At 63.0% G+C, this 25,134-nt stretch carries 25 protein-coding genes; 13 read left to right on the top strand and 12 right to left on the bottom strand.

What is annotated here, in order from left to right; translation table 11 throughout:
* Nucleotides 1-113: 113 nt before the first annotated feature.
* On the top strand, nt 114-821 hold the full coding sequence (locus LQK81_RS11670; RefSeq protein ID WP_230806446.1) for a DUF1013 domain-containing protein: 708 nt from the start codon (nt 114-116) through the stop codon (nt 819-821).
* A 79-nt stretch (nt 822-900) separates the two neighbouring features.
* Here LQK81_RS11670 and LQK81_RS11675 read toward each other — a convergent pair whose 3' ends face one another.
* Nucleotides 901-2,808: a propionyl-CoA synthetase gene (locus LQK81_RS11675; RefSeq protein ID WP_230806447.1), complete on the bottom strand. Its 1,908-nt coding sequence runs from the start codon at nt 2,806-2,808 to the stop codon at nt 901-903.
* A gap of 154 nt (nt 2,809-2,962) precedes the next feature.
* Nucleotides 2,963-3,622: a YggS family pyridoxal phosphate-dependent enzyme gene (locus LQK81_RS11680; protein ID WP_230806448.1), complete on the bottom strand. Its 660-nt coding sequence runs from the start codon at nt 3,620-3,622 to the stop codon at nt 2,963-2,965.
* Between the two features lie 198 nt (nt 3,623-3,820).
* Here LQK81_RS11680 and leuS point away from each other — a divergent pair, with 198 nt between their 5' ends.
* Genes leuS through holA form a run of 3 tightly spaced genes read left to right on the top strand, consistent with a single transcriptional unit; the run spans nt 3,821 to nt 8,003 of the window.
* Nucleotides 3,821-6,451, top strand: a complete 2,631-nt coding sequence (gene leuS / locus LQK81_RS11685; protein WP_230806449.1) for a leucine--tRNA ligase — start codon at nt 3,821-3,823, stop codon at nt 6,449-6,451.
* The gene (gene lptE / locus LQK81_RS11690; RefSeq protein ID WP_230806450.1) at nt 6,438-6,962 is read left to right on the top strand and encodes an LPS assembly lipoprotein LptE; all 525 of its coding nucleotides are present in this window, start codon (nt 6,438-6,440) and stop codon (nt 6,960-6,962) included. The genes leuS and lptE overlap by 14 nt, the downstream gene beginning before the upstream one ends.
* 6 nt (nt 6,963-6,968) lie before the next feature.
* Entirely contained in the window at nt 6,969-8,003 is a 1,035-nt protein-coding gene (gene holA / locus LQK81_RS11695; protein WP_230806451.1) for a DNA polymerase III subunit delta, read from the top strand.
* 132 nt (nt 8,004-8,135) lie between these two features.
* Here the strand turns inward: holA and LQK81_RS11700 are convergent, their stop codons facing one another.
* The 8 genes from LQK81_RS11700 to hemE form a co-directional block, all read right to left on the bottom strand.
* Nucleotides 8,136-9,029, bottom strand: coding sequence for a ParB/RepB/Spo0J family partition protein (locus tag LQK81_RS11700; RefSeq protein ID WP_230806452.1), 894 nt, complete (start codon nt 9,027-9,029; stop codon nt 8,136-8,138).
* Between the two features lie 21 nt (nt 9,030-9,050).
* Entirely contained in the window at nt 9,051-9,845 is a 795-nt protein-coding gene (locus tag LQK81_RS11705) for a ParA family protein (RefSeq protein WP_230806453.1), read from the bottom strand.
* A 13-nt stretch (nt 9,846-9,858) separates the two neighbouring features.
* Entirely contained in the window at nt 9,859-10,479 is a 621-nt protein-coding gene (locus tag LQK81_RS11710; protein ID WP_442967118.1) for a 16S rRNA (guanine(527)-N(7))-methyltransferase RsmG, read from the bottom strand.
* Between the two features lie 11 nt (nt 10,480-10,490).
* Complete coding sequence (gene mnmG, locus LQK81_RS11715) at nt 10,491-12,371, bottom strand: tRNA uridine-5-carboxymethylaminomethyl(34) synthesis enzyme MnmG (RefSeq protein WP_230806546.1); 1,881 nt, start codon at nt 12,369-12,371, stop codon at nt 10,491-10,493.
* 81 nt (nt 12,372-12,452) lie between these two features.
* Nucleotides 12,453-13,772, bottom strand: coding sequence for a tRNA uridine-5-carboxymethylaminomethyl(34) synthesis GTPase MnmE (mnmE, locus tag LQK81_RS11720; protein ID WP_230806455.1), 1,320 nt, complete (start codon nt 13,770-13,772; stop codon nt 12,453-12,455).
* A gap of 206 nt (nt 13,773-13,978) precedes the next feature.
* Complete coding sequence (gene rho / locus LQK81_RS11725; protein ID WP_112596861.1) at nt 13,979-15,244, bottom strand: transcription termination factor Rho; 1,266 nt, start codon at nt 15,242-15,244, stop codon at nt 13,979-13,981.
* Nucleotides 15,245-15,439: 195 nt separating this feature from the next.
* The gene (gene hemJ / locus LQK81_RS11730; RefSeq protein WP_230806547.1) at nt 15,440-15,982 is read right to left on the bottom strand and encodes a protoporphyrinogen oxidase HemJ; all 543 of its coding nucleotides are present in this window, start codon (nt 15,980-15,982) and stop codon (nt 15,440-15,442) included.
* Nucleotides 15,979-17,007 carry a uroporphyrinogen decarboxylase gene (gene hemE, locus LQK81_RS11735; RefSeq protein WP_230806456.1) on the bottom strand — a complete coding sequence of 343 codons (1,029 nt, stop codon included), beginning with the start codon at nt 17,005-17,007 and terminating at the stop codon, nt 15,979-15,981. Before hemE ends, hemJ begins: the two co-directional genes overlap by 4 nt.
* Nucleotides 17,008-17,413: 406 nt before the next feature.
* On the opposite strand from hemE, the gene LQK81_RS11740 reads away from it, so the two are divergent.
* The 5 genes from LQK81_RS11740 to dnaQ are packed head-to-tail and all read left to right on the top strand — an operon-like array spanning nt 17,414 to nt 21,044.
* Complete coding sequence (locus LQK81_RS11740; RefSeq protein WP_230806457.1) at nt 17,414-18,235, top strand: pyruvate, water dikinase regulatory protein; 822 nt, start codon at nt 17,414-17,416, stop codon at nt 18,233-18,235.
* 51 nt (nt 18,236-18,286) lie between these two features.
* A complete protein-coding gene (locus tag LQK81_RS11745) occupies nt 18,287-18,886 on the top strand; it encodes a Maf-like protein (RefSeq protein WP_230806458.1) in 600 nt (199 codons plus the stop codon).
* Nucleotides 18,879-19,733: a shikimate dehydrogenase gene (locus LQK81_RS11750; protein ID WP_230806459.1), complete on the top strand. Its 855-nt coding sequence runs from the start codon at nt 18,879-18,881 to the stop codon at nt 19,731-19,733. The genes LQK81_RS11745 and LQK81_RS11750 overlap by 8 nt, the downstream gene beginning before the upstream one ends.
* A complete protein-coding gene (gene coaE, locus LQK81_RS11755; protein WP_230806460.1) occupies nt 19,730-20,329 on the top strand; it encodes a dephospho-CoA kinase in 600 nt (199 codons plus the stop codon). Before LQK81_RS11750 ends, coaE begins: the two co-directional genes overlap by 4 nt.
* Nucleotides 20,322-21,044, top strand: a complete 723-nt coding sequence (gene dnaQ, locus LQK81_RS11760) for a DNA polymerase III subunit epsilon (protein WP_230806461.1) — start codon at nt 20,322-20,324, stop codon at nt 21,042-21,044. Before coaE ends, dnaQ begins: the two co-directional genes overlap by 8 nt.
* Nucleotides 21,045-21,102: 58 nt before the next feature.
* On the opposite strand, the gene secB is transcribed toward dnaQ, so the two are convergent.
* Nucleotides 21,103-21,588 (bottom strand): protein-export chaperone SecB, encoded by a 486-nt coding sequence (secB, locus tag LQK81_RS11765; protein WP_230806462.1) that lies wholly within the window; start codon nt 21,586-21,588, stop codon nt 21,103-21,105.
* A 91-nt stretch (nt 21,589-21,679) separates the two neighbouring features.
* Entirely contained in the window at nt 21,680-22,150 is a 471-nt protein-coding gene (locus tag LQK81_RS11770) for an FxsA family protein (RefSeq protein WP_230806463.1), read from the bottom strand.
* A gap of 183 nt (nt 22,151-22,333) precedes the next feature.
* Between LQK81_RS11770 and LQK81_RS11775 the strand changes: the two genes are divergently transcribed.
* From LQK81_RS11775 to LQK81_RS11790, 4 genes are read left to right on the top strand one after another with little or no spacing between them, the layout of a single operon-like run.
* Nucleotides 22,334-23,038, top strand: a complete 705-nt coding sequence (locus LQK81_RS11775) for a Tim44/TimA family putative adaptor protein (protein WP_230806464.1) — start codon at nt 22,334-22,336, stop codon at nt 23,036-23,038.
* 11 nt (nt 23,039-23,049) lie between these two features.
* Complete coding sequence (mltA, locus tag LQK81_RS11780; RefSeq protein WP_230806465.1) at nt 23,050-24,165, top strand: murein transglycosylase A; 1,116 nt, start codon at nt 23,050-23,052, stop codon at nt 24,163-24,165.
* Nucleotides 24,152-24,721, top strand: a complete 570-nt coding sequence (locus tag LQK81_RS11785; protein ID WP_230806466.1) for a Smr/MutS family protein — start codon at nt 24,152-24,154, stop codon at nt 24,719-24,721. The genes mltA and LQK81_RS11785 overlap by 14 nt, the downstream gene beginning before the upstream one ends.
* Nucleotides 24,718-25,098 carry a helix-turn-helix domain-containing protein gene (locus LQK81_RS11790; RefSeq protein WP_230806467.1) on the top strand — a complete coding sequence of 127 codons (381 nt, stop codon included), beginning with the start codon at nt 24,718-24,720 and terminating at the stop codon, nt 25,096-25,098. Before LQK81_RS11785 ends, LQK81_RS11790 begins: the two co-directional genes overlap by 4 nt.
* Nucleotides 25,099-25,134 lie beyond the last annotated feature (36 nt).

The following is a 25,134-nucleotide window of genomic DNA, read 5'->3' on the forward strand; positions in this document are numbered from 1 at the left end:
GAAGAATTGCATTTCTGCGACAGTGGCGTTATAGAGGTGCCCAATTCCCGGAAATCAGTGGTTTACCCCCACGGCCCGCGACACCGGCGCGGACGGACAGAAGGATTGTATCCATGGCTCAACAGCTGCTCATGCCCAAGGCGACCGCGGTATGGCTCGTTGACAATACGGCACTGTCGTTTGACCAGATTGCCCAGTTCTGCAAGCTGCACCCACTCGAAGTGAAGGCGATTGCCGATGGCGAGTCCGCGCAGGGCATCAAGGGTCTCGATCCGATCGCGACGGGCCAGTTGTCCCGCGAGGAGATCGCCCGCGCCGAGGCAAATCCGAATCACAAGCTGAAGCTCTCCGAGCCGAAAGTTCGCGTGCCCGAATCCAAGCGCAAGGGCCCGCGTTATACGCCGGTGTCCAAGCGCCAGGATCGCCCGAACGCCATTCTCTGGCTGGTGCGCAACCATCCCGAACTGAAAGACGCGCAGATCTCGCGCCTCGTCGGCACCACCAAGTCGACCATCGAGCAGATCCGCGAACGGACCCACTGGAACTCGGCCAACCTGGCGCCGATGGATCCGGTTACCCTCGGCCTCTGCTCGCAGATCGATCTCGACCTCGAGGTCGAACGTGCCTCCAAGGGTCGCCCCCTGCCGACCGCCGCCGAACTCGGCGCCACGCTCGAATCGGCCCGCGAGACGGAGAAGCTCCCCTATGGCGGCAGCGACCGCGAAGAGGAGAAGGAGATCGACGCCGACGCCGTCTTCGCCAAGCTCAAGTCGCTCAAGTCGTCCGACAACGAGGACGAGGAAGACGACAACCGCTTCTAGGCCACCATCGGGTATATGCTGAAACCGGCCGCCAAAGACGGCCGGTTTTTTTGTGCCGGCAGGTGACAGCCCGCTCGGCTCAGGCGCCGATGTGCCGTGCTGCCAGGGCGGCGGCGATCTCGTCGAGGATTGCCGGATCGTCGATCGTCGCCGGCATCTTCCACGCCTCCCGGTCGGCGATCTTCTGCATCGTGCCTCGCAGGATCTTGCCGGACCGCGTCTTCGGCAGGCGCTTCACGCAGATCGCCATCTTGAAGGCGGCGACGGGACCGATGCGCTCGCGCACCAGCGCCACGACCTCCGTCTCGATCGTCGATGATTCACGTGAAACACCGCTGTTGAGGACCAGGAAGCCGGCCGGAACCTGCCCCTTCACCGGATCGGCAACGCCGATCACCGCGCACTCCGCCACGTCCGGATGGCAGGCGCAGATCTCCTCCATCGCGCCGGTCGACAGGCGATGGCCCGCGACGTTGATGATGTCGTCGGTCCGCGACATGATGAAGACATAGCCGTCCTCGTCGAGATAGCCGGCGTCGGAGGTCTTGTAGTATCCCGGAAACTCGGAAAGGCACGCCGCATGGAAGCGCGCGTCAGCGTTCCAGAAGGTGGGCAGGCACCCCGGGGGCAATGGCAGTCTGACGACGATGTTGCCCAGCGTGCCGGCCGCGACCGGATGGCCGGCATCGTCCAGCACCTCGATCTCGTAGCCGGGCAGGGGGACCGTGGGCGACCCGTGTTTCACGGGAAGCAGCCCGAGCCCCAGGGGATTGCCCGCCATCGGCCAGCCCGTCTCCGTCTGCCACCAGTGATCGATCACCGGAACCTGCAACACCCGCTCCGCCCATTGGAGCGTATCGGGATCCGCCCGCTCGCCTGCGAGAAACAGCGCCCGCAGCGACGACAGGTCGTAGCCGGCGATGAGCCGCCCCTCGGGATCCTCCTTGCGAATGGCGCGAAAGGCTGTCGGCGCCGTGAACAAAGTCCGGACCCCATGCTCCTCGATCACCCGCCAGTAGGCGCCGGCGTTGGGGGTGCCGATCGGCTTGCCCTCGTAGAGCACCGTCGTGCCGCCGATCAGGAGCGGGCCGTAGACGATATAGGAATGCCCCACCACCCAGCCGATGTCGGATGCGGCCCAGAAGACCTCCCCGGCCTCAGTCCCATAGAAATACTTCATGCTCCACGCCAGCGCGACCAGATAACCGCCGTTGTCGCGCAGCACGCCCTTCGGCTGGCCGGTCGTCCCCGACGTGTAGAGGATATAGAGCGGATCGGTGGCGCGCAGTGAAACGCATGGCACCACCGCGCCATCGGCTTTCGCCGCGCCGACCTCAGACGTGAAATCGACGTCACGCCCCGCCACCATCGACGCCGTCAGCTCCGGCCGCTGCAGGATGAGACAATGGTCCGGCTTGTGGCTGGCGATCTCGATCGCCACGTCGAGCAACGGCTTGTAGGCGACCACGCGCCCGGGTTCGATACCGCAACTGGCGGAGATTACCACCCTGGCCCTGCAGTCGTCGATGCGGGTCGCAAGCTCGTTTGCCGCAAAGCCACCGAAGACGACCGAATGAACGGCGCCGATGCGTGCGCAGGCCAGCATGCTGAACACCGCCTCCGGCACCATCGGCATGTAGAGGATGACGCGGTCGCCGCGTGAAACGCCGAGCTTCGTCAGCACCGCCGCGATCGCCTGAACCTCCGCCAGCATGTCGCGATAGGTGAACGATCCGACCTGTCCGGTGACCGGGCTGTCGTAGATCAGCGCCGCCTGCTCCCCGCGCCCGGCCTCGACGTGCCGATCGACGCAATTGTAGCAGGCATTTGTCTCCCCGTCGGGGAACCAGTGACCGTAGACGCCGCGGTTCCCGTCGAACGCGACTGAAGGCGTGACGGACCAGTCGATCCCGCCCGCGGCCTCTGCCCAGAAGCCCGAAGGGTCGCCCTTCCATTGCGCATAAGTGGCTGCATAGCTGCTCGCCATGGTCATCTCCTCCCGTAGTCTCGCCGCCATCGATGACGGCACCTCCGGGAAAGAGAATAGGAGACAGGACGGCGAGCGGGAAGCCAGACCAAAGGGCTAAGGCTTTTGTCGCGCAATCACACGGCCGGCTCGGCCGCCAGCCCCTGGCGGCGCCTCAGCGCGTGCCGAAGATCGCCGAACCCACCCGCACGCTCGTCGCGCCGAAGGCGATCGCCGTCTCGTAGTCTCCGGACATTCCCATCGACAGCCGCTTAACGCCGGCCTTGTGCGCGAGCTTGGCAAGCAACGCAAAATGCGGTCCCGGATTTTCATCCGCCGGCGGAATACACATCAGCCCTTCGATCGCGAGTCCGAGTTCGTCGCGACAGAAGGTGACGAAGGCGACCACCTCGTCCGGCGCGATCCCAGCCTTTTGCGGCTCGAGACCGGTATTGACCTGAACGTAGAGACGCACGCTCCGGGACTGCCGGTTCATTTCGGATGCGATGGCCCGCGCGATCTTTTCACGATCGACCGTTTCGATCACGTCGAAGAGCGCCACCGCTTCGGCGGCTTTGTTGGATTGCAAGGGTCCGATCAGATGCAGCTCGATCCCGGTCGTCTCGGCGCGCAGGGCCGGCCACTTGCCGTGCGCCTCCTGCACCCGGTTCTCGCCGAAGACGCGCTGGCCGGCCGCGATTACGGGACGGACAGCGTCCGCGTCGAACGTCTTCGATACCGCCACCAGCGTGACCGCGCCCGGGGCGCGCCCAGCACTCGCAGAGGCCTTGCGGATGCGATCGCGAACCTCGTCCAGGCGCTCTTCCAGTTCCATTTTTGCCTCCGATACCTATCTATGCCCCGCACCTAACCAAATCGCCTCCTCTTGCCAAGTCCGGATACCCGGGCCGGACACCCCGGTCTCGGCGCCGGGAAGGCCGTGAAAACTTGACGCTACGGCGGTTTCATGGTGAAGGTCTCGCCACATATTCGCATGGGCTTTGCCCTTCAATCTTTCCGGAATTTCGACGACATGGCCACCGAACGTTACAACCCGCGCGACGCCGAGCCCCGCTGGCAGGCAAAATGGAACGACGAGAACGTCTTCCTGACGAAGAACGAGGATCCGCGGGAAAAGTACTACGTCCTCGAGATGTTCCCCTATCCGTCCGGGCGCATCCACATGGGCCATGTGCGCAACTACGCGATGGGTGATGTCGTCGCCCGCTACAAGCGCGCCCGCGGTTTCAACGTGCTGCATCCGATGGGCTGGGACGCCTTCGGCATGCCGGCCGAGAACGCGGCGATGGAGCGCGGCGTCCATCCGGCCTCCTGGACCTACCAGAACATCGCCTCCATGAAGGCACAGTTGAAGGCGATGGGCCTTTCGCTGGACTGGTCGCGCGAGTTCGCCACCTGCGACGTCGAATACTACCAGCACCAGCAGCACCTGTTCCTCGATTTCCTGGACAAGGGCCTCGTCTACCGCAAGCAGTCCAAGGTCAACTGGGACCCGGTCGACAACACCGTCCTTGCCAACGAGCAGGTGATCGACGGGCGCGGCTGGCGTTCGGGCGCGCTGGTGGAACAGCGTGAGCTGACCCAGTGGTTCTTCAAGATCACTGACTTCTCCGAGGACCTGCTGGACTCCCTGGAACATCTGGACCAATGGCCGGAGAAGGTCCGGCTGATGCAGAAGAACTGGATCGGCCGCTCCGAGGGTCTCTCGATCCGCTGGGAGATCAGCGAACGCGCCGGACTGACGGACGAAAACGAGGTCACGGTCTATACGACGCGCCCCGATACGCTCTTCGGCGCGTCCTTCATCGCGATTTCGGCTGACCATCCGCTGGCCAGGGATGCCGCCGCCCACAATGCCGACATCGCCGCTTTCTGCGAGGAGTGCCGCCGCGCCGGCACCTCGCTGGCCGCGCTCGAGTCCGCCGAGAAGAAGGGCATGGACACCGGCATCCGTGTCCGCCATCCCTTCGACGCGGGCTGGGAGCTGCCGGTCTACGTGGCGAATTTCGTGCTGATGGACTATGGCACCGGCGCGATCTTCGGTTGCCCCTCCGGCGACCAGCGCGATCTCGATTTCGCCCGCAAGTACGACCTGCCCGTCGTTCCCGTCGTCATGCCGCAAGGCGGTGACGCGGCAACCTTCTCCATCGGTGACGAGGCCTATGTCGGCGATGGCGTGATGATCAATTCCCGCTTCCTCGACGGCTTGTCCACCGAGGCCGCCTTCGAAAGTGTCGCCGACAGGCTGGCGACGACCACGATCGGCAATGCGCCGCAAGGCGAGCGCAAGGTAAACTTCCGTCTGCGCGACTGGGGCATCTCGCGCCAGCGCTACTGGGGCTGCCCGATCCCAATCATCCATTGCGAGGATTGCGGCGTCGTGCCGGTGCCGAAGAAGTACTTGCCGGTGAAGCTGCCGGAAGACGTCACCTTCGACAGCCCCGGTAATCCGCTGGACCGGCATCCGACCTGGCGCCACGTCGCCTGCCCGCATTGCGGCAAGGACGCCCGCCGCGAGACCGACACCATGGACACCTTCGTCGATTCGTCCTGGTATTTCACCCGCTTCACCGCCCCGTGGGAAAGCCGACCGACCGATCCTGCCGCCGCCGACGCCTGGCTGCCGGTCGACCAGTATATCGGCGGTATCGAGCATGCGATCCTGCACCTTCTCTATTCCCGCTTCTTCACGCGCGCCATGCAGGTGGCCGGTCATGTGGACCTGAAGGAGCCCTTCAAGGGCCTCTTCACACAAGGCATGGTCGTTCACGAGACCTATAGCCGCGGCGAGGGCGCCAGGCGCGAATGGGTGACGCCCGCGGAGGTCCGCATCGAGGAACTCGACGGTGCCCGCCGCGCCGTACACGTCGAATCCGGCGAAGCGATCGCGATCGGCTCCATCGAGAAGATGTCGAAGTCGAAGAAGAACGTCGTCGACCCCGACGACATCATCGCCTCCTATGGCGCCGATACCGCGCGCTTCTTCGTCCTCTCCGATTCGCCGCCGGATCGTGATGTGATCTGGTCCGAGGCCGGCGTCGAAGGCGCCCACCGGTTCGTCCAGCGCCTCTGGCGGCTGGTCTCCGAAGCATCAGCCGCGCTCTCCGCTGCCCCCTCCAGAGCTGGAGGCGCCGGTGATGCGCTGGCGCTGTCGAAAACCGCACACAAGACCTTGAAAGCGGTGCAGGCGGACTATGACAAGCTTGCCTTCAACAAGGCGGTCGCCCGGATCTACGAGTTTGCCAACGCGCTCTCGCCGCCGCTGGCTACGGCGGCTGAAGGCCGTTCCGATGCAGAGATGAACGCGGCGCTGCGCAATGCGGTGGAGATCCTCATCGCCATCATCGCGCCGATGATGCCGCACCTCGCGGAAGAATGCTGGAAAGCCATCGGCGGCCACGACCTCGTCGCACGGACCGAGTGGCCGGCTTACGACGAGGCGCTCGTCGCCGAGAATGAAATCACGCTGCCGGTGCAGATCAACGGCAAGAAGCGGGATGATTTGACAATTGCCCGCGATGCGGATCAGATGGCCATTGAATCGGCCGTTCTGGCCCTCGAATCGGTTCAGGCCGCGCTCGGCGGCAAGACACCCAAGAAGATAATCGTGGTTCCGCAGAGGATCGTGAATGTTGTTGTCTGAGGCGTCACGCAGGAGAGGGCTGCTTGCATCCGCGGCCGGCCTGATCGGACTTGTCCTGTTGTCCGGTTGCCAGGTCAAGCCGCTCTATTCGAACGGATCGACCGTTGCCCAGTCGGCGGCGTCGATTTCCATTTCCGAAGCGGAAGACCGTGTCGAACAACGCGTCCGCAACGAGCTGATCTTCCTTCTCGCAGGCGGGAAGGGCGAGCCCGCCAATCCGACCTATCATCTCGAGATGAGCGTCAACTCCCGCGATGTCGGCGTTCTCCTGTCACAGGACGACGATGTCGCGCGGGCCGGCCGGCTCGTACTGACGGCGGACTACAATCTGACGCTTGTTGAATCCGGCGAAACAATTCGCTCCGGGCGTCGGCAGGTCGTTGCGCTTGTCGATTTTCCGGTCCAGGAGTTCGCCAAGCTTCGGGCCGTTCGTGACGCCGAGAACCGGGCATCACGGGAAATGGCTGAGTTGATTCGCGCAGATCTTTCGGCGGCCCTTGCCAAGCGATAGCCCGCTATGTCGGAGATCAAGTCTCACGAATTCGAAGGCTTTCTGCAGCGGGCACCGCGATCCGGCGGGATATTTCTGATCTACGGCCCCGACCGCGGCCTTGTTTCCGAGCGCGCCGGCCAACTGGCGCGGCTCACCGGCGTGTCGCTCGACGACGCCTTCTCCGTGCTTCGCATAACCGCCTCGGACCTTGTCGGCCAACCCGGACGCCTGCTCGATGAGATGAATGCGATCGGACTGTTCGGTGGGGACCGGCTCGTCTGGCTGAAGGACGCCGGTAACGAGAAGCCGCTCATCGAAGCGATCGGCATTCTCGACAAGGAACCACCCCGGGGCTGCAGCCTGGTCATCGAGGCCGGCGACCTGAAGAAGGGGGCAGGCCTGCGAAAGGCGGTCGAGGGATCGAGATCCGCCATTGCCATACCGTGCTATGCCGACGACACCCGTGCGCTCAGCACGCTCATAGACACGGAGCTGGAGGCCGCTGGCCTTCGCATCGTTCCCGCGGCCCGGCAGCGGCTCATGGAATCGATCGGCGGCGACCGGCTTGCCTCGCGCAACGAGGTGCGCAAGCTCGCCCTCTATTGTCACGACCGCAACGTCGTTGAGGAAGAGGACGTAATGGCTGCGATCGGCGACGCCAGCGCCATCTCCGTCGATGACGCCGTCGACGCCATCCTGAAGGGCGACAACGGCGCTTTTCTCAACGCCATGCAGAAGATCATGTCATCGAAGACGCCGGTCTTCCTCGTCCTGCAGGCCTGCCTCCGGCAGTTCCAGTTGCTCGAACTGATGCGTGCCGAGATGGATGAGAAGCGGACCAACGCTTCGCAGGTCATCGCCACGATGGGCCGGCAGCTTCACTTTCGCCGCAAGCCGGTCGTCGAACAGGCACTGAAGAAATGGTCTCTGCCGGCCATACGCCGCGAGGCCGGCCGCCTGCAATCCGCCATCCTGCAATCGCGCCAGCGCTCGTCCCTCGAGGGCACGATCGCCTTGCAGACATTGCTCTCCACAGTGCTTCAATCGGCTCGAAACTAAATCGGCGTGGAGCCGCGTATTGTCGGCAGAAGTGTTTGCGTCGACCCTTCGCGCGGGAGAGTGACGCAATCCGTCCTTCACAGAGGGTGGTACCGAGCCCGTAGCTACCGGAAGGCTGATGCGTGTTGAGCCTCAGCGCCGCTCGAGCAGCCTGCAGATTTCTTCGAGCTGTTCGAGGGTCTTGTAATTGATTCGTAGATAGCCACCGTTCGCCTTGTGGCTGACGGTCACATCCAGTCCGAGGCTGTCGGAAAGGGTCCGCTCCAGCGCCAGCGTATCGGCGTCCTTCTCGTCCCTAGCCACATCCTTGCGGCCATGATCGGGATCGGACTGCGCCTTGATGTCGTTCTGGGCGAGCCTCTCGGCATCGCGTACCGACATCCCCTTGGCAACGATCGTCTTGGCCAGGGCAACAGGATCGGACGTCGGCACCAGCGCGCGCGCATGGCCCGCAGAGAGGGCACCGGACGCCAGCATGTCGCGAACCGGATCGGGCAGCTTCAGGAGACGCAGGCTGTTGGCGACATGGCTCCGGCTCTTGCCGATGATCTCACCGAGATCGTTCTGCGTATAGCCATGCTCGGCGATCAGCTGGTCATAGCCCAGCGCCTCTTCCAGCGGGTTCAGGTCGGAACGCTGGACGTTTTCGACAATGGCGATCTCGAGCGCAGTCCGATCATCGACGTCACGGACGATGACCGGGATCTCCACGAAACCGGCAAGCTGGGCCGCCCGCCAACGCCGTTCACCGGCGATGATTTCGTAGCGCTCCGGGGCGATCGTACGGGCCACCACGGGCTGGACGATGCCGTGCTGCCGGATCGACGCCGCGAGATCCTGCAACTCGGCCTCATCGAAGTAACGGCGCGGGTTACGGGGGTTGCGCCCAACAAACTCGATCGGCACCAGACGGTCCGGGTTGACGGGCGCCGACTGCGTCGTTCCCATCGCCACCGGCTGGTCCATTTCCCCGATCAGGGCGGCAAGGCCGCGGCCCAGTCTCCGCTTTGAGTTGTCGTCGCTCATATGCACTACTTCCGATAGAGTTTAGGCGGCCTTCCGCTGCCGTTCCCGCTGGATAACTTCCGAGGCAAGCTGAAGATAGGCCTGGCTGCCGGCACATTTCAGGTCATAAAGGATCGCCGGCTTACCATAGGATGGAGCCTCAGATACCCGAACATTTCGGGGAATGAGCGTATGATACACCTTCTCGCCGAGATGGGTGCGAACATCGTTCACCACCTGCAGCGCAAGATTGTTGCGCGCATCATACATGGTAAGCACGATGCCCTGAATATCGAGGGAGGGGTTCACCGTCCGCCGGATCTGATCGACCGTCTCCAGCAACTGGCTGAGCCCCTCCAGCGCGAAGAACTCGCATTGCAACGGAACCAGCACCGAATGGGCGGCCGTCATCGCATTCATCGTCAGCAAGTTGAAGGACGGCGGGCAATCGACGAGGATATAGGAATACTCCGCCGCATCGTCTGCGAACAGCGCGCGCCGCAGCCGGAATACCCGATCGCTCGCGCCCGCAATCTCCATTTCGATCCCGAGAAGATCCATCGTCGAAGGCAAGATTGACAGGTTCGGCACGGCCGTCTGCTGGGCAATCTCAGCGATCCCGTGGGTTCCCATCAAGAGGTCGTAGGAGGAGAGCTTGCGATCACGTCGATCGATTCCCAGGCCCGTACTGGCATTGCCCTGGGGGTCCAGGTCAACAATCAGCACGCGCTCGCCGATCGCAGCCAGCGCTGTCGCCAGATTGATCGCCGTCGTGGTCTTGCCCACGCCGCCCTTCTGGTTCGCTATGGTGATAATGCGGTTCGATAGGCTTGCCATGTTGGATCCGCCGTCACTGACTGATGCGCGAGAGCCCCGTTATCTCCAGCACGACAGAATCATGCTCAACGACGCTTTCGTGTTTTATCAGATCGAAATGCCAACGACCACGCGCTTTGTCGACTTCGGCTCGATAATCCCGCCCTTTGTGAAAGAACGCCCGGCAATCTGCATTTCTGCTCATCCACGGCTCGATGAAGTTCATCAGCAGAGGCAGCTCAGCCAGCGCACGCGCCGATATGGCGTCGCAATCCGGGATGATTCCCGATGCTACCTCGATCCGGACCGGGTGGACGCTCGCCCGTGCACCGGTTTCCGCGATCGCCTGCCGGAGAAAGGCCGCCTTCTTGTTGTTGCTTTCGACCAGGTGAACCCATCCACCGGCTGCCTCGTGGAGCAGGATCGCGGTGATGATCCCGGGGAACCCCCCACCACTCCCGAGATCGATCCAGGTCAGCGGGGTGGGGCAGAGCGAATAGATCTGGGCGCTGTCTCGAATATGCCGAGCACCAAAGTCGTCCAGAGTGGAAGGCGCGACCAGGTTGATGGTCCTGGCCCACTTGTCGAAAAGCGCAATGAACTTGCGAAGGCGCTGTTCCGTTTCACGTGAAACATTCAAGTCCGAAAGGGAGATATCCTCAGCTTTCATCCCGCAAGGCTCCGGGAATCGGCCTCGCCGCCGCTGCGGCGGAGAGCGGTCAGCAACAATGAAATCGCGGCCGGTGTCATCCCGTCGATACGGGCCGCCTGCGCGACATTCGCCGGTCGGTCGCGCGTCAGTTTCAGCCGCAATTCGTTCGATAGACCGGGTAGATCGTCAAAGCTGAAATCAGAGGGGATCGTACGTTCTTCCTCTCGGCGCACATCGGCAATATCCGCTGCCTGCCGGTCCATGTATACCGCGTAGGCCGCCTCTATCTCGAGCGCCTCCCTTGTCCGCGGGTCCATCCCTTGCAACTCCGGCCACACCCGCGCCAGTGACTGGATCGAGTGCTCGCTATAGGACAGTAGCTCGTAGGCGCTTCGTCTCTGACCGTCCTGATTGATCCGTATGCCACAATTCAACGCCTGATTGGGCGTCAGTTGTATCGACTTTACATAGTCGCGACACCGATCGAGCTCTGCCCGCCATGTCAGGAAACGCTGACGACGTGCGTGACCCGCAATGCCCAGCTCGATTGCCACAGGCGTCAGCCTGAGATCGGCATTGTCGGCACGGAGCGACAAACGATACTCAGCGCGCGAGGTAAACATCCGATAAGGCTCGGCGACGCCGCGCGAAGTCAGGTCGTCGATCATCACCCCGATATAGCTGTCCGTACGGCTGAAATGGTGCGGCGGCAGCCCACCGACTTTGCGAGCCGCATTGAGCCCGGCGACCAGCCCCTGGGCTGCCGCCTCCTCATAGCCGGTCGTGCCGTTGATCTGCCCCGCCAGAAACAATCCGGGAAGCTTCACCACTTCCAGTCCCGGCGTGAGTTCACGCGGATCGACATGATCATACTCGATTGCGTAACCGGGCTGCAGGATGTCGACACGCTCCAGACCTGGAATGGTCCGGATGAACGCAGCCTGCACGGCAGCCGGCAGCGACGTAGAGATGCCATTCGGATAGACCGTGTCGTCGTCCAGACCCTCGGGCTCCAGGAATATCTGATGCCCGTCACGTTCACCGAAACGAACGATCTTGTCCTCGATCGACGGGCAGTAGCGCGGCCCCACGCCTTTGATCTGACCCGAATACATGGCCGACTGGCCGATATTGTCCTCGATGATCCGGTGCGTGGCCGCTGTCGTCCGCGTCACGCCGCACTCCACTTGCGGATTGGTGATGGCATCCGTCATGAACGAGAAGGGGACCGGATCGCTATCGGCCGCCTGCCGGCCGACCTGGTCCCAGGCGATGGTCTTCCCCGACAACCGGGCTGGCGTCCCCGTCTTCAGGCGACCAAGGCGCAGGCCGAAGCGCGCCAACGTTGCGGAGAGGCCAAGCGAGGGCCGCTCGCCCATGCGACCGGCCGGAGTCGTTTCGGAGCCAAGATGAATCAGGCCGCGAAGAAACGTTCCTGTCGTGAGCACCGCGGCACCGCAGCCCAGGCGACGCCCGTCGCCCGTGAAGACTGCAGCGATCTGCTGATTGCCGGACAATTCGATGTCGAAGGCGTCGCCTTCTATCACGTCGAGATTTTCGATCTCCACGATTTCCGCCTGCATTGCCTCGCGATAGAGCCGACGATCTGCCTGCGTGCGCGGACCACGGACGGCGGGGCCCTTGCGGCGATTGAGCAAGCGGAACTGAATGCCGGCCCTATCTGCCACACGGCCCATCAGGCCATCGAGAGCGTCGACCTCACGAACCAGGTGCCCCTTGCCCAATCCACCGATGGCAGGATTGCAGGACATGATGCCGATCGTGTCCCGGGAATGGGTCAGTAGGGCCGTGCGGGCCCCGGCGCGCGCGGCCGCCGAGGCAGCTTCGCAGCCGGCGTGTCCGCCGCCAATGACAATGACATCATAATTCACAATGATATCCTCAGGTTTACCGGTCCCGTTTCACGTGAAACACGAGATCGGACTCGTATAGGGTGTAGCCGTGTTTCACGTGAATCATTTGCCAATGCAGAATTCCGCAAAGATCACATCTAGCAAATTCTCGACATCCACGCGACCGGTGATCCGCCCGATCTCGTTTGCGGCCAGGCGGAGATACTCCGCCTGAAGTTCGAGCTCGTTCGACGGTGCCGCCAGTGCTTCCTCCAGCGCCTGAAGCGTCAGCCTCAATGCCTCGTTGTGGCGATCACGCGAGGGAACGGCGAAGGCGCCTGCCTGCCCCAGTTGCGGCAGGTGTCCGCGGATCCGCTCCAACAAGACATCGATGCCGCCACCGGTCCGAGTCGACACTGCAATGACGGATGGAGCGACATCGGCTCGCGGATGAATGTCGGCCTTAGACGCGACATAGATCGTGGCGACGGTCTCCACCGCGTCCTGATCGCTGGGCACCTCATCCTCGTCGAGGAGCCGGAGGATCAGGTCAGCCTGCGCCATCGCGGACCTGGCGCGGCGAATACCCTCCCGTTCGACCACTTCGTCGGTTTCCCGTATTCCCGCCGTGTCCAGCAGGCGGACCGCGAAACCGTCGAGGTCGAGATCGACCGAAACGATATCGCGTGTTGTCCCCGGAATGTCGGTGACGATGGCCACGTCGCGCTTCGCCAGATAGTTGATGAGGCTCGATTTGCCGACATTGGGGGGGCCGGCTATCACTACCGTCAATCCATCGCGAATGATCTCACCGGTACGGCTGCCCGCCAGGTGGGTGCGGACCTCGGCACCGAGCGCGACAAGATCGTCACGAACCGTTTGTCCGACCGCGCCAGGGACGTCCTCCTCATCGGCGAAGTCGAGCTCCGCCTCGATCATCGCGCGTGCGTGGGTGAGCCGCCGGGCCCAGTCGTCATAGAGACGGGAAACGCCTCCGGATGCGTGCTCCAGTGCCAGCCGGCGTTGCATCTCGGTTTGTGCCGCGACGATATCCGCAAGTCCCTCGATCTCGACAAGATCGAGCTTGCCATTGTGGAAGGCACGACGACTGAACTCCCCGGCATCCGCAGCCCTGAGTCCCGGAAACTCCCGGAGGGCGTCGAGGACGGCTCGGACGGTGGCACGACCGCCGTGAACATGCAGTTCGGCCGAATCCTCTCCGGTGAAGGAAGCCGGGCCTGGGAAGTAAATGACAAGGCCCTTGTCCAGAAAGATATTGTTCCGGGATCGAATCGACCGCAGTGCCGCCTGTCTGGGGGCTGGCAACGATCCGGTCATCACGCAGACGACGGCTGCACTCTCCGGGCCGCTGACGCGGATGACGGCAACGCCCGAAGGGAGTCCGCCGCTCGAAAGCGCGAAGATGGTGTCGTTGCCGACCATGTGTCACCCGGGGATACGGAGAATTTTGGTCTCGATCACGCTCTCACTAGGCGATCGACCAGTTCGCGCACGCAATACACGAATGCAGTCGCGGCGTCCAGCATGGAAGCGTGGTCGTGTGTAGCGACCTGACACGTCAAAGAGGCGGAACCTTGGAAGGTCCCGCCTCTCAATTGCAGAATCCGGAGAAGAATCCGGCTTACTATTTAAGTGTTCATGGAATCGAAGAAGTCGCCGTTGTTCTTCGTCTGCTTGAGCTTGTCGATCAGGAACTCGATGGCATCGGTCGTTCCCATCGGGGCCAGGATGCGGCGAAGCACGAAGATCTTCTGCAGGTCCTGACGCGGTACCAGCAGATCCTCCTTGCGGGTGCCGGACTTGAGGATATCCATGGCCGGGAAGATGCGCTTGTCCGCGACCTTGCGGTCGAGCACGATTTCGGAATTGCCCGTACCCTTGAACTCTTCGAAGATCACCTCGTCCATGCGGCTTCCGGTATCGATCAGCGCCGTTGCGATGATCGTCAGCGAGCCACCTTCCTCGATATTGCGGGCCGCACCGAAGAACCGCTTCGGCCGCTGCAGTGCGTTGGCGTCGACACCACCGGTCAGGACCTTTCCGGAAGACGGAACGACCGTGTTGTAGGCGCGTCCGAGGCGGGTGATCGAATCAAGCAGGATGACCACGTCGCGGCCATGCTCGACCAGGCGCTTGGCCTTTTCGATTACCATCTCGGCAACCTGCACGTGGCGCGTCGCCGGCTCATCGAATGTCGACGAGACGACTTCGCCCTTCACCGAGCGCTGCATGTCGGTCACTTCTTCCGGCCGTTCGTCGATCAGAAGAACGATCAGATAGCACTCGGGATGATTGGCGGTGATCGAATGCGCGATGTTCTGGAGGAGAACGGTCTTACCGGTGCGCGGCGGCGCGACGATCAGCCCGCGCTGGCCTTTGCCGAGCGGGGCGACGAGATCGATCACGCGCGGGGAAAGATCCTTGGACGTCGGGACGTCCAGCTCCATCTTGAAGCGCTCATTGGGATAGAGCGGCGTCAGGTTGTCGAAATGGACCTTGTGGCGGATCTTCTCGGGGTCGTCGAAGTTGATCGTGTTGACCTTCAGGAGCGCGAAGTAACGCTCGCCTTCCTTCGGCCCGCGGATCGGCCCTTCGACCGTATCGCCGGTCTTCAGCGAAAAGCGACGGATCTGCGAGGGGGATATGTAAATGTCGTCGGGACCGGGGAGATAGTTCGCATTCGCCGAACGCAGAAAGCCGAACCCGTCCTGGAGAACTTCGACCACGCCTTCGCCGATGATCTCCGTGTCCTGCGCCGCCAGCATCTTGAGGATCGCAAACATCAGCTCCTGCTTGCGCATCGTGCTGGCGTTCTCGACCTCGAGCGACTCCGCAAACGCCAGGAGATCGGTCGGCGTCTTGTTTTTCAGTTCTTGTAGCTTCATTTCAGCCATGCAGGGGGACCATGCGTGATTTCAGGATTGGGGATTGGCGTGCGGGTCAAGACTGAGCTGCAGGGAGGCAGTTCACGATGCGGGAAACACATGCCACGAAAGATGAGATGAAGCGAAAATAGCGATTCAGGGCATAGCCTGCAAGGGCCTCGTAAATTTTCCCGAGGATGCACCCGAGCCGATCGTCCCGTGCCGTTAGAACGGCTTTACCACAGCGAGGATCACGATCGCAATCATCAGAAGCGCCGGCATTTCGTTGAGGAACCGCCATTGCCGCGCGGTGATCCGGTTTTCGTCCCGCGCAAAAGCCTTCACCGACCGGCCGAAAAAGACGTGCACACCGGTCAGGAGCAGCACAAGCGTCAGCTTTGCGTGCAGCCAGCCGCCGTGGAAGCCGTAGATCGACCAGGCGAGAAAGAGGCCCAGCAGCCAGGTCAGCATCATCGCCGGGTTCATGATGACCCGGTAGAGCCGTCGTTCCATCACCTTGAACGTCTCGGAGGCCTCAGAACCGCGGGCGACATCGCTGTGATAGATGAACAGGCGTGGCAGGTAGAGCAGCCCCGCCATCCAGGAGATCACCGCAACGATGTGCAGCGCCTTCAGCCAGAGATAGAGATTTTCGGGCGGATGCAGAACAAGCGCCGCAATCCCGAGCACGAACAGGACCATAACGACCGCCGCGCGGATCCGGGCATGTCGGCCGACCAACGGGCCCGTCTGCCGCTCGCCCATCAGACCTGACCCCGCACCCGCCGGACCAGTTCCGTCACATGTTCTGGGTCCGCCTGCGGCGTTATGCCATGGCCGAGATTGAAGATCAGCGGGCCGTTGCCGAGGACCTCCAGGATGGCGTCAATGCCTTCGGTCAGCGCAGCGCCGCCGGCAACCACCCGCTGCGGATCGAGGTTACCCTGCACCGGACCGTCCTTCTGGAGTTCGGCTGCCAGTGACAGCGGGATCGTCCAGTCGAGCCCGATCGCATCTGCCCCGGTGCCCTGGCGATAGTCCTTCTGAAACAGCCCCGCTCCCTTGGCAAAGGCGATGATCTTCGCCTGCGGTCGCTGCGCCCGCACGAGATCGACGATGCGCCGGACCGGCTTCACCGCATAGGCGGCAAACTCGGCCTCGCCGAGAACGCCCGCCCAGGAATCGAAGATCTGCACGGCATCCGCGCCGGCGTCGAGCTGGGCGACCAGATATTCCGCGGATTTCTCGGCCAGGATGTCGAGCAGGGCGGCAAAGGCCTTCGGTTCCCTGTAGGCGAAAAGCCGCGTCGGCGCCTGGTCCGGCGTCCCGTGCCCGGCGATCATGTAGGTCGCCACAGTCCACGGCGCGCCGCAGAAGCCGAGCAGCGCCGTCTCGTGCGGAAGCTCGCTGCGCAGACGGCCGACGATCTCAATCACCGGAGAAAGGTGCTCCATCACCGGCATCGACGCCAGCGGACGAATCTCGTCGATCTCCAGCGGCCTCAGGCGCGGTCCGGAGCCTTCTTCGAAGCGGACCTCGCGCTTCAGCGCATCGGGAATGACCAGGATGTCGGAAAACAGGATTGCCGCATCGAAAGCGTAGCGCCGGATCGGTTGCAGTGTGACCTCCACAGCATGATCCGGCGAATAACAGAGATCGAGGAAACTTCCGGCCTTCGCCCGCGTTTGTCTGTATTCCGGCAGATAGCGTCCTGCCTGCCTCATCAGCCACACGGGAGGAGGAAAGATCGTTTTCCCGTTCAGGACTTCGACGATTTTTCGCGTTCCGGTCATGGCCTTTGCGCGCTCCCTCTAAACAAAGAAATCTATATTGAAGAGGTTTCTATTTCTTAGAGTCGGTGACTATCAAGGATTAAATCCCCTCCACACGAAACCATGGAATTTCCCCGGTCAACTTTGGATCCGGAAAGATCTTGCGCCAAATCATGGCCAAAAGGGACAGCCAAGAAAAGGTCAAGGATTCAGTGCCTTAATGAGATGCGTTGCCGGAACATCCTGTGGACAGGATCGGCAGTCGCGTGACACAATGTCACTCGCCGCGATTTGTCCACACCGGGTCCGATCCGGTTTCCGGCGAAATCCGTTTTGTGGAAAAGTCGGCAGTTTTCCACGAGGCGCCGCCCGAGGCCGCCGAACCGGCGCTCGTGTCCCGGTCTGTCAACAGCCCACGGAGGATCATGTGGAGAACCCGAAAAACTACTTTCACCTTCACCTGATCTCCGATTCGACCGGCGAAACGCTGATTGCGGCCGGGCGTGCCGCTGCGGCTCAGTTTCAGGCTTCACAGGCGCTGGAGCATGTCTATCCGCTCGTTCGCAACCGGAAGCAGCTGACGCCGGTGCTCGACGCGATCGATGCCGCCCCCGGCATCGTCCTCTATACGATTGTCGACAGCGAGCTCTCGGCCATCATCGACCAGCGCTGTCGCGAAATGGGCCTGCCTTGCGTCTCCGTGCTGGAACCCATCATCGATGTGTTCCAGTCCTACCTCGGCGCGACTTCGCGTCGGCGCGTCGGTGCCCAGCATGTGATGGATGCGGAATATTTCGCCCGCATCGAGGCACTCAACTTCACCATGGACCATGATGACGGACAGCTGCCCGCCGACCTCGAGGAGGCGGACGTCATCCTCGTCGGCATCAGCCGCACGTCGAAGACGCCGACGAGCATCTATCTCGCCAATCGCGGCATCAAGACGGCCAACATTCCGATCGTGCTCGGCGTGCCGCTGCCGGAGCGATTGTCGCAGGTCGACAGGCCGCTCGTGGTGGGGCTGATCGCCACGACCGATCGCGTCGCCCAGGTCAGACAGAACCGGGTGCTCGGATCAGCCAGGGATTTCAAGGGAGAGGACTATACCGACCGGGCCCAGATTGCCGAAGAGTTGAAGTATGCCCGCTCGCTCTGTGCCCGCAACAACTGGCCGCTGATCGATGTCACGCGTCGGTCGATCGAGGAGACGGCTGCGGCAATTGTTGCTCTCAGGCCCAGACTTCGCTAGTTCCGCAGAGTGAAAGCCGGGACCGCCCGTGATCGAGCCGACAATGAGCCCATGACCCAGCCTCTGATTCTCGCATCCCAAAGCCCGTTCCGTCGCGCGTTGATGGAGAACGCCGGCCTCGCCTTCAAGGCCATTGCCGCAGAGATCGACGAGCGCGCGATCGAGGCCGAACTGGAACGGCTGTCGCCGTCCCCATCCGATGTCGCGCTTCATCTTGCCGAGGCGAAGGCCATGGCGGTCGGTGCGACCAATCCAGACTGCCTCGTCATCGGATCCGACCAGACCCTGTCTCTGGGAGACCGGGTATTTCACAAGCCCGCCGACCTCGCGGGCGCAAAGGAACATCTCACAGCCCTTTCGGGCAAGACGCATGCGCTGAACAGCGGCGTGGTGATCGTCGCGGACGGCGAGGTCAAATGGCGGCATGTGTCCACGGCGCGACTGACCATGCGACCCCTCAGCGAAGCCTTCATGGACCGGCATCTGGCGCGTGTCGGTGACAGGGTGCTGGGAAGCGTCGGCGCCTATCAGCTGGAAGGCGAGGGGATCCAGTTGTTCGAAGCGATCGACGGCGACTATTTCACGATCATCGGCCTGCCGATGCTGCCGCTCCTCGCGCAACTGAGAGCGATGGGAGCGGTCGATGCGTGATTCACGTGAAACATTGGTTAACAGCGCCTTCGTCGTCGGCCATCCGATCAACCATTCGCGCTCGCCGCTGATCCACGGATACTGGCTGGACAAGCTCGGCATTGCCGGGAGCTACACGCGGCTCGACGTCGCTCCGGAGGCATTCGCCGCATTCTTCTCGGACCTGAAGAATGGCCGCTTCGTCGGCGGCAACGTGACGATCCCGCACAAGGAGACGGCCTTTCGCCTGGCGGATCGGCCGGACGAGCGCAGCCGGGAACTCGGCGCCTGCAACACCGTATGGCTGGAAGACGGCCTGGTCCATGCCACTAACACCGACGGCTATGGCTTCGTCGCCAATCTCGACGAACGCGCACCCGGTTGGGATCGCATCGATCGTGCCGTGGTGCTGGGCGCGGGCGGTGCGAGCCGGGCCGTGCTCCAGGCGTTGCGCGAGCGCGGCATCGAGGAGATCCATGTCGTCAATCGCACCGTCGGCCGTGCCCGCGAACTGGCCGATCGGTTCGGCGACAGGGTGCATGCCCATCCCGGCGAGGCCCTCGACGAAGTGATGAGCGGAGCCGCGCTCTTCGTCAACACGACCTCGCTCGGAATGGACGGAATGCCGGCACCGGAGCTCGCCTTCGATCGCCTGGCGAACGGCGCGATTGTGACCGACATCGTCTATGTCCCGCTGAAGACGCCCTTCCTGGCGCAGGCGGAACGCCATGGCCTGAAGACGGTCGACGGGCTCGGCATGCTTCTGCATCAGGCCGCACCCGGTTTCGAAAAATGGTTCGGCGCGTGGCCCAAGGTCGATGAAGACCTTCGCAATCGCATCATCGCCGATATGGAGGCGCATGAATGATCATCCTCGGCCTTACCGGCTCGATCGGAACCGGAAAGTCGACGACCGCCGGCATGTTCCGCGAACTCGGCGTGCCGGTGCATGATTCCGATGCGACGGTCCATGCGCTCTATGGGGGCGAGGCCGTCGGCCCCGTCGGCGAGGCGTTCCCGGCCGTCGTCAGCGACGGCGTCGTAGACCGAAAGGCCCTCGCGGCAGAGCTTGCGGCCCGGCCGGACGGCTTTTCCCGGCTGGAGGCCATCATTCACCCACTGGTTCGCCTCAAGGAAGCGGAATTCCTCCTAAAGCAGAGGACGGCCGGGGCGCTCCTTGTCGTACTCGATATCCCGTTGCTGTTCGAAACCGGCGCCGACGAGCGTGTCGACAAGGTGCTGGTCGTGACCTGCGAACCGGAAACGCAGCGCCGGCGCGTACTCGCCCGGCCAGGGATGACGGAGGAGAAGTTCGCGATGCTGATGGCAAGGCAGATGCCGGACGTGCAGAAGCGGCAGCGTGCGGATTTTGTGGTCAAGACCGACAACGGTCTTGAAGACGCACGCAAACAGGTGAAACTCATCGTCGACATCCTGAAGGGGGAAAGCGGCGCCCATGCGTGAAATCATCTTCGATACGGAAACGACCGGCCTGGACAACCGCGCCGATCGGATCATCGAAATCGGCGGCGTCGAACTCGACAATCACTTTCCCACCGGCCGGACCTTCCATGTCTATGTCAATCCGGGCGACAGAAAGGTCCACCCGGACGCGCTCGCGATCCACGGTATCACCGACGATTTCCTGAAGGACAAGCCGCTCTTCTCCGGCATCGTCGCGGAATTGCAGGACTTCTTCGGCGATGCCCGCTGGGTCGCGCACAATGCGACCTTCGACATGGGCTTCATCAATGCCGAGTTCGAGCGCCTCGGCATTCCGCCGGTGCCGGGCGATCGCGTGACCGACACGCTGGCTTTGGCGCGTCGCAAGCATCCGATGGGGCCGAACTCGCTGGACGCGCTCTGCCGGCGCTACGGCATCGACAATTCCCATCGCTCCAAGCACGGCGCGCTTCTCGACTCCGAGCTTCTCGCCGAGGTCTATATCGAGATGATCGGCGGCCGCCAGGCCGCGCTCGGCCTTGCGGTGGCCGAACGGCGGGAGCGGCTGGACCAGGCGGACGGCGAAGAGATCGTCCTGCCGATCGCCGAACGTCCGCGTCCTCTGCCTAGCCGCCTGAGCGACGTCGATCTGGCGGCGCATGCGGCGATGGTGGAAAAGATGGGCGACAAGGCGATCTGGCTGAAATACCCGAAGCCTTCGGGCGACGAGGAATAACCCCGAACGCAAAACGCCCGGCGATGCCGGGCGTTCTCGACTGGATCGAACGGATCGATCAGTTCGTGTTGCTTGCGACCTTGGCCTTGAGCTGTTCTTCGGCCATGCGCTGCTGGAACATCTGCGCAAAATCGATCGGGTCGATCATCAGCGGCGGGAAACCGCCATTGCGGGTGGCATCGGCAATGATCTGGCGGGCGAAGGGGAACAGCAGGCGCGGGCACTCGATGAAGAGGACCGGCAGCATGTGCTCCTGCGGGAAGCCCACGATCCGGAACACGCCGCCATAGGCGAGTTCGGCGTTGAACAGGACCTTGCTGTCGTCCTTGGCTTCGGCGGTGAGCGACAGCACCACGTCGAACTCGGTCTCCGACAGGGGGTTCGCGTTCACATTGACGTTGATGTTGATCGAGGGAGCCTTGTCGCGCGCCTGCAGCGAGCGCGGAGCGCCCGGGTTTTCAAAGGAAAGGTCCTTCACATACTGCGCCAGGATATTGATGGACGGGCTGGCCGCGCTGTTGGCGGATGCATTGTCGGTTGCCATGGGTCTTTCCTCGGGGACATAAAATCGTGGCAGCCATCTAGCATTTCGCCGGGGGGCGCACAACCCTGCGGCCCGAGCGCCGCCGAAGGGCTCAATGCGGCTCGTCGCGCCTGTAGTCATCCGAATCGAGGTCGATCGTTCTCGGTTTTGCGGGCCGTGGTTCTGGTCCAGGGTCGTGCGGCTGCGCGGCGCCATCCACGTTGACGACGACGACGCGGGAGGCGAGGTGCCCGGCGATGAGGCGGCGGCAGAACGGTACCAGCAGGAAGAGGCCGATCACGTCGGTAACGAACCCGGGAATGATGAGAAGCAACCCTGCGAGCAGGACCAGGGCGGTCCCGAAGAAGCGTTCGGCGGGCATGTCGCGTGGCAGATCGCGCCGTCTGAGCCTGCTGAGTGCCTTGAACCCCTGCCGGCGCAGCACGATCATGCCGACGACCATGGAAGCGACGACCAGCAGCAGCGTATAGCCGATGCCGATATGCCGCCCGACGAAGACGAAGCCCGCAATCTCGAGAAGTGGAAGCAAAAGCAGCAGGATGGCTATGATCGATCGGGTCATCTTCTCTGGCCTGGTCTCCTGCGTCGGGGATATTCGGCAGCCTTTGTCCCCGTACGGCAGGTCGCGGTCAAGGTTAAGTGATGCTTATTCGTACAATCGCCGTTCGCTTCGATTTGAAGAATGAGCTTTTGCGGATTATATGGGGGTCAACTCAGAAAAGATGAACGGCGGTTCCGGATCGATATGGGCTCATTCGACTTTGTGACAATTTTCTTCCTCGTGGCGGCGGTGGTGATATTCCTGCAACTGCGCAATGTACTCGGCCGGCGTACGGGGAATGAAAAACCGCCGTTCGATCCCTACTCACGCCGCGATTCTGCCGACCCCGCCGCCGCTCCCGAGCGCGGCAAGGTGGTCACGCTGCCGCGCCGGGATGGAACCGAAGGCGAAGAGGGAACCTATGCCAGCGTCGATGCCTTCGCCGCCGCCGGAACGCCTCTCAACGAATCGCTTCGCCGCGTGGTGGACGGAGATCCGTCCTTCAACCCGAAGGAATTCATCAACGGCGCCAAGCTCGCTTACGAGATGATCGTCGTGGCCTTTGCCGATGGCGACCGCAAGACACTGAAGAACCTCCTCTCCCGCGAGGTCTATGAAGGCTTCGACGCTGCCATCGCCGATCGCGAGGCCAAGGGCGAGGTCGTCAAATCCAATTTCGTCGGCATCGAGAAGGCGGACATCGTATCAGCCGAAGTCAAGGACAACGAGGTCAATGTCACGGTGCGCATCATCAGCCAGCTGATCTCGGCGACCTACGACAAGGCGGGCAAGCTGACCGATGGCGATGCGGACACGGTCGCCGAGGTCAACGACCTCTGGACCTTCGCCCGAGACATCCGCTCGCGCGATCCGAACTGGAAGCTGATCGCCACCGAATCCGAAGGCTGATCGGCTGAGCCATGGAATTCCGTCTGAAACCGGTCGCCTTCTCTGCCCTGCCCGGATGGACGGAAGACGACCCGACGGCGATTCTCGGGGCAATGGCGAGCTGTCGCGACCATATCGCGGGAAAAAAGCCCTATCGCACCGGTTCGCTGGGTATCGCTGCGGCGGAGCTGTTGCCGGCGCTCGCGGCAGCGGCCGAGGCGGCCCCGGCGGACGCCGGGCAGGCGCGTGCCTATTTCGAGCAGTGGTTCCAGCCGTTCCTGATCGAGAGGACGGACGGCCAGCAGGGCTTCGTCACCGCCTACTACGAGCCGGAGGTCGAGGTGCAGGCCGAGCCGGACGAGGCGTTCCGGTTTCCCTTCTATCTGCGCCCGGATGACCTCGTCGAGGTCGACGACGGCAATCGCCCGCCCGGGCTCGATCCCTATTTCGCCTTTGCGCGCCTGCGGGAGGGGAGGGTCGAGGAATATCCGGATCGCAAGGCGATCGAGCAGGGCCTGCTCGAAGGTCGCGGGCTCGAGATCGCCTATGCGCGCTCCAGGGTGGATGTCTTTTTCATTCACGTGCAAGGCGCAGCCCGCCTGCTCTATCCGGACGGAACGAGCCGGCGCATCACCTATGCGGCCAAGACCGGGCACCGCTTCTCGCCGATCGGCAAGCTTCTGATCGAGCGTGGCGAAATCGATGCGGCGACCGTGTCCATGGCCTCGATCAGGGACTGGCTCGCCCGGCACCCGGAGCAGGTGGACGATGTGCTCTGGCACAACCGCTCCTTCATCTTCTTCCGCGATGCGCCGGTCGAGGACCTGCATTTCGGCCCGGTTGCCGCCGCCAAGGTGCCGATCGTCGCCGGGCGTTCGCTGGCGGTCGACCGTCTAATCCACACCTTCGCCACGCCGTTCTTCATCCGCAGCGAAAGCCTGACGCATCTGGACGGCGGCAGGCCGCTCGCCCGGACCATGCTGGCGCTCGACACCGGGTCGGCGATCGTCGGCCCCGCGCGCGGCGACATCTTCACCGGTTCGGGCGATGTCGCCGGCTCGCTTGCCGGCAATGTCCGCAACGCGGCGGATTTCTACATTTTCGTTCCCAGGTCGATCGCCGCGAGATTTGGCCATGGCGAAGGATAAGCCTCTCAGCAGCGAGGACCGGATCCTCTGGGGCAAGGTCGCCAGGAGCGCGAAACCGCTTCCCGGCCGCATGCGGGATCTCGAAATGCTGGAGGCGACCTTCCTGCCCGCTCTGGACACGGCTTCGCCGGCTGGCGAACGGCCGGCCTCGAGGAAGGCTCTGGCCGAGGAGGCGGGAATCCGGATAACGAACGCCCGTGAGAGCGAGAAGAGGCACTATCCCCTCGAACGGCCGGTCAAGCGCAAGCTGGCAAAGGGGCACCTGGCGCTCGAGGCACGCGTTGACCTGCACGGTATGATCCAGAGCGAGGCGCACGGGTTCCTGTTGAGTTTCCTGATGCAGGCGCACATGCGCGGCCTGCGCCATGTGCTGGTGATTACCGGAAAGGGTGCCTCCATCGGCAGCGACGGCGCTCTGAAGCGGGCGGTGCCGCTGTGGTTCTCGCTGCCGGAATTTCGTCCGCTGATCTCGTCCTACGAGACGGCTGCCCGCAACCACGGTGGCGAAGGCGCGCTCTATGTGCGGCTGGCGCGGGTGAAGGGAGAGCGCGAATGACCACACCCTTCGGCATGGCGGTACGCCACCTTCGGTCGAGGAAGGGCGTTTCGCAAAAGGAGATGGCGGCGGCCTTGGGCGTCTCGCCAGCTTATCTCTCGGCTTTGGAGCACGGCCGGCGCGGCACGCCGAGTTTCGACTTCCTGCAGAGGGTTGCGGGCTACTTCAACATCATCTGGGACGAGGCGGAGGAGCTGTTCCGGATCGCGCGGATTTCCGACCCCCGCATCACCGTCGATACCGCCGGCCTGCCGCCCGAATATACCGCTTTCGCCAACCGGCTTTCCGTCGAGATTCGCAATCTGCCGCCGGCAACGATCAGGCGCCTGGCGGGCATTCTGGAAAAGGCTTGCAATTCGCGGGCTAAATCGACGTGATCCCCCGATTTCTGCCGCTATTGGCGGCCACATCGT

Origin of the sequence: Rhizobium sp. GN54, from assembly GCF_021026345.1 — a bacterium.
In the GTDB taxonomy this organism is placed as follows: domain Bacteria; phylum Pseudomonadota; class Alphaproteobacteria; order Rhizobiales; family Rhizobiaceae; genus Mycoplana.

What these genes read in the sequence shown, in the direction of transcription:
- LQK81_RS11705 (WP_230806453.1), bottom strand. Translation starts at nt 9,845, where the DNA reads ATGGCAAGCCTATCGAACCGCATTATCACCATAGCGAACCAGAAGGGC.
- hemE (WP_230806456.1), bottom strand. Translation starts at nt 17,007, where the DNA reads ATGACCGGAACGCGAAAAATCGTCGAAGTCCTGAACGGGAAAACGATC.
- LQK81_RS11745 (WP_230806458.1), top strand. Translation starts at nt 18,287, where the DNA reads ATGACCCAGCCTCTGATTCTCGCATCCCAAAGCCCGTTCCGTCGCGCG.
- mltA (WP_230806465.1), top strand. Translation starts at nt 23,050, where the DNA reads ATGGAATTCCGTCTGAAACCGGTCGCCTTCTCTGCCCTGCCCGGATGG.
- mnmE (WP_230806455.1), bottom strand. Translation starts at nt 13,772, where the DNA reads ATGGTCGGCAACGACACCATCTTCGCGCTTTCGAGCGGCGGACTCCCT.
- LQK81_RS11785 (WP_230806466.1), top strand. Translation starts at nt 24,152, where the DNA reads ATGGCGAAGGATAAGCCTCTCAGCAGCGAGGACCGGATCCTCTGGGGC.
- leuS (WP_230806449.1), top strand. Translation starts at nt 3,821, where the DNA reads ATGGCCACCGAACGTTACAACCCGCGCGACGCCGAGCCCCGCTGGCAG.
- LQK81_RS11670 (WP_230806446.1), top strand. Translation starts at nt 114, where the DNA reads ATGGCTCAACAGCTGCTCATGCCCAAGGCGACCGCGGTATGGCTCGTT.
- holA (WP_230806451.1), top strand. Translation starts at nt 6,969, where the DNA reads ATGTCGGAGATCAAGTCTCACGAATTCGAAGGCTTTCTGCAGCGGGCA.
- rho (WP_112596861.1), bottom strand. Translation starts at nt 15,244, where the DNA reads ATGGCTGAAATGAAGCTACAAGAACTGAAAAACAAGACGCCGACCGAT.
- LQK81_RS11750 (WP_230806459.1), top strand. Translation starts at nt 18,879, where the DNA reads ATGCGTGATTCACGTGAAACATTGGTTAACAGCGCCTTCGTCGTCGGC.
- LQK81_RS11775 (WP_230806464.1), top strand. Translation starts at nt 22,334, where the DNA reads ATGGGCTCATTCGACTTTGTGACAATTTTCTTCCTCGTGGCGGCGGTG.
- LQK81_RS11770 (WP_230806463.1), bottom strand. Translation starts at nt 22,150, where the DNA reads ATGACCCGATCGATCATAGCCATCCTGCTGCTTTTGCTTCCACTTCTC.
- LQK81_RS11675 (WP_230806447.1), bottom strand. Translation starts at nt 2,808, where the DNA reads ATGGCGAGCAGCTATGCAGCCACTTATGCGCAATGGAAGGGCGACCCT.
- dnaQ (WP_230806461.1), top strand. Translation starts at nt 20,322, where the DNA reads ATGCGTGAAATCATCTTCGATACGGAAACGACCGGCCTGGACAACCGC.
- coaE (WP_230806460.1), top strand. Translation starts at nt 19,730, where the DNA reads ATGATCATCCTCGGCCTTACCGGCTCGATCGGAACCGGAAAGTCGACG.
- LQK81_RS11700 (WP_230806452.1), bottom strand. Translation starts at nt 9,029, where the DNA reads ATGAGCGACGACAACTCAAAGCGGAGACTGGGCCGCGGCCTTGCCGCC.
- LQK81_RS11680 (WP_230806448.1), bottom strand. Translation starts at nt 3,622, where the DNA reads ATGGAACTGGAAGAGCGCCTGGACGAGGTTCGCGATCGCATCCGCAAG.
- LQK81_RS11790 (WP_230806467.1), top strand. Translation starts at nt 24,718, where the DNA reads ATGACCACACCCTTCGGCATGGCGGTACGCCACCTTCGGTCGAGGAAG.
- secB (WP_230806462.1), bottom strand. Translation starts at nt 21,588, where the DNA reads ATGGCAACCGACAATGCATCCGCCAACAGCGCGGCCAGCCCGTCCATC.
- lptE (WP_230806450.1), top strand. Translation starts at nt 6,438, where the DNA reads ATGTTGTTGTCTGAGGCGTCACGCAGGAGAGGGCTGCTTGCATCCGCG.